The 2,096-nt window shown below is 63.3% G+C and carries 2 protein-coding genes and 1 pseudogene; all 3 read right to left on the bottom strand.

What is annotated here, in order from left to right; genetic code table 11:
- Positions 1 to 4: 4 nt before the first annotated feature.
- Positions 5 to 820, bottom strand: coding sequence for an SDR family NAD(P)-dependent oxidoreductase (locus JOY90_RS16495; RefSeq protein ID WP_291692183.1), 816 nt, complete (start codon positions 818 to 820; stop codon positions 5 to 7).
- Positions 817 to 1,710, bottom strand: a complete 894-nt coding sequence (locus JOY90_RS16490; RefSeq protein ID WP_291692182.1) for an MBL fold metallo-hydrolase — start codon at positions 1,708 to 1,710, stop codon at positions 817 to 819. Before JOY90_RS16490 ends, JOY90_RS16495 begins: the two co-directional genes overlap by 4 nt.
- A gap of 137 nt (positions 1,711 to 1,847) precedes the next feature.
- A pseudogene (locus JOY90_RS16485) lies at positions 1,848 to 2,096 on the bottom strand (glutathione S-transferase); the annotation flags it as partial.

Here is a 2,096-nt window from a genome sequence, read left to right as displayed (position 1 = left end):
GAGTTCAGTGATCCTGCGATTCGCGTGCCGGGCCCTGCAGGGTGACGCCGCCGTCGATCACCAGCACCTGGCCGGTGATGTAGCGTGCGTGGTTGCTGAGCAGAAAACGCACCCCTTGGCCGATGTCCCAACCGGTGCCCTCGATCTTCAGCACCGAGGCATTGGCGCGCTGGCGCCGATTGGCCTCACTCATGCCGTTGCCGCGGTTGACCATCGGCGTATAGACCGGGCCGGGGCAGATGCAGTTGACGCGGATGCGATCCTTGCCGTGATCGACCGCCATCGCCTGGGTAAGTCCGATCACCGCCGCCTTGGACGTCGAATAGGTGGTCAGCCCGCGCGGCCTGAGCGCCGAGATCGACGAGATGTTGACGATCGAGCCGCCCTTGGCCGTCTTGATCATCGCCGGGATCGCGTGCTTCGACAGAAGGAACATGGTCTCGACATTGACCTGCATGACCCGCCGATAGGTCTCCGGCGCCTCGTCAACGACGCTGCCGCGGCTGCCGATGCCAACATTGTTGTCGAGGAAATCGAGCCGGCCGTAACGGTCGACCGCGGCTTCGATCAGCCGCTTGCACTCGGCTTCATTGGTGACGTCGGCCGAATGCGCCGCAGCGGTGCCGCCCTCGTCGGCGATCATTTGCGCAGTCCGTTCGGCGAGTTTGAGGTCGCGGTCGGCGACCAAAACCTTGGTGCCTGATCGCGCCAGCAGGATCGCGGCGGCGCGGCCGTTGCCGATGCCGTCGCCCGCAGCGCCGCCGCCCGAGACGATGGCCACCTTGCCGGCGAGGCCGGCATCCTCTTCACGTCCGGTCATTTCTGGACATCCCAATCGATGCGGAAGGCATTGCCTTGCGGCTTGATGGTGCCGGCATTGGCGCCAGGGAAATGCGCGGGGCAGAGCAGGGCGCCATTCTCGGAGCAGTCCTCCAGCAGCTTGCGCCGGCTCTTCGCCGACAGATCCTGGTCGGAGCAGAACTGGCTCGACCAGTCGGGGTGATAGACCTGGATCGGGTGATGCATGATGTCGCCCGAGAAGCAGGCCTGCTTGCCGCCGTCCTTGAGGTTGATGGCGATCGAGCCCGGCGTGTGGCCGGGGTAATCCATGATGGTGAGCATTGGATCGGGCTGGTGGTCGCTGTCGATCATCACCGCCTTGCCGGCCTCGACCACAGGCAGCACCGAGTCGTCGAACGAGCCGCCATTGGTCTCCAGGCCCTTGGTCTTGTGCTCGGTCTCCCAGTGCGCGTATTCGCGCTTGGCGAAAAGGTACTTCGCATTCCTGAAGGTCGGCACCCAGCGGCCGTTCTCGAGCTTGGTGTTCCAGCCGACGTGATCGACATGCAGGTGCGTGCACATCACGTAGTCGATATCGTTGACTGACAAACCATGCCCGGCCAGCGCGCGCATATAGGTGTCGCTCTTGCGCATGTGCCAGGCCGGAAACTGCGAACGCGACTTGTCGTTGCCGATGCAGGTGTCGATCAGGATGGTGTGATGCGGCGTGCGGACGACATAGGACTGAAAGCAGATCCGCAGGACGTCGTCGGCTTCGAGTGCATTGATCTGCTTCAGCCAGGCCCGGTTTTCCGCCAGCAGCTCTGGCGAGACCTGGTCGCCGAAGAACTGTGACACGGTTCGGAACGTGGTCTCGTCCTCGATGACGCGATGGATCGTCATGTCGCCGGCTTTGAAGGTGAGGCTCATGGGCATTGCCTTTCTTGTTGCCGTTCGTTGCCAATTGTAGATCGCAAATCGTAGGGTGGGCAAAGGCGCGAAGCGCCGTGCCCACGCGTTTGCAGTAAAAGCGTGGGCACGCGTCGCTTTGCCCACCTTACGATATTTTACGCCGGCGGCGGGACGGTGTCCTTGATCGACGGCCGCTGCATCATTTTCTCGTGGAAGGCGGCGGTTTTCGGGAACGCCTTGCGCCAGCCGCAGTCGGGGAAGCGGAAGTCAGCGTAGCCGAGCGCGCACACCAGCGCGATCTGCGTGATGTCGAGCGGCCGCGCAAACGTTTCAGGCTTTGACTCAAACAGCGCAAAGCCGTGCCAGGCACGGTCCCACTGATCGTCGTACCAGGTCTGCCAGCG

Origin of the sequence: Bradyrhizobium sp. (genome assembly GCF_019242285.1) — a bacterium.
In the GTDB taxonomy this organism is placed as follows: Bacteria; Pseudomonadota; Alphaproteobacteria; order Rhizobiales; family Xanthobacteraceae; genus Bradyrhizobium.
The sequence above is the reverse complement of the archived record's forward strand: the minus strand, read 5'-3'. Positions and strand labels throughout refer to the sequence as shown.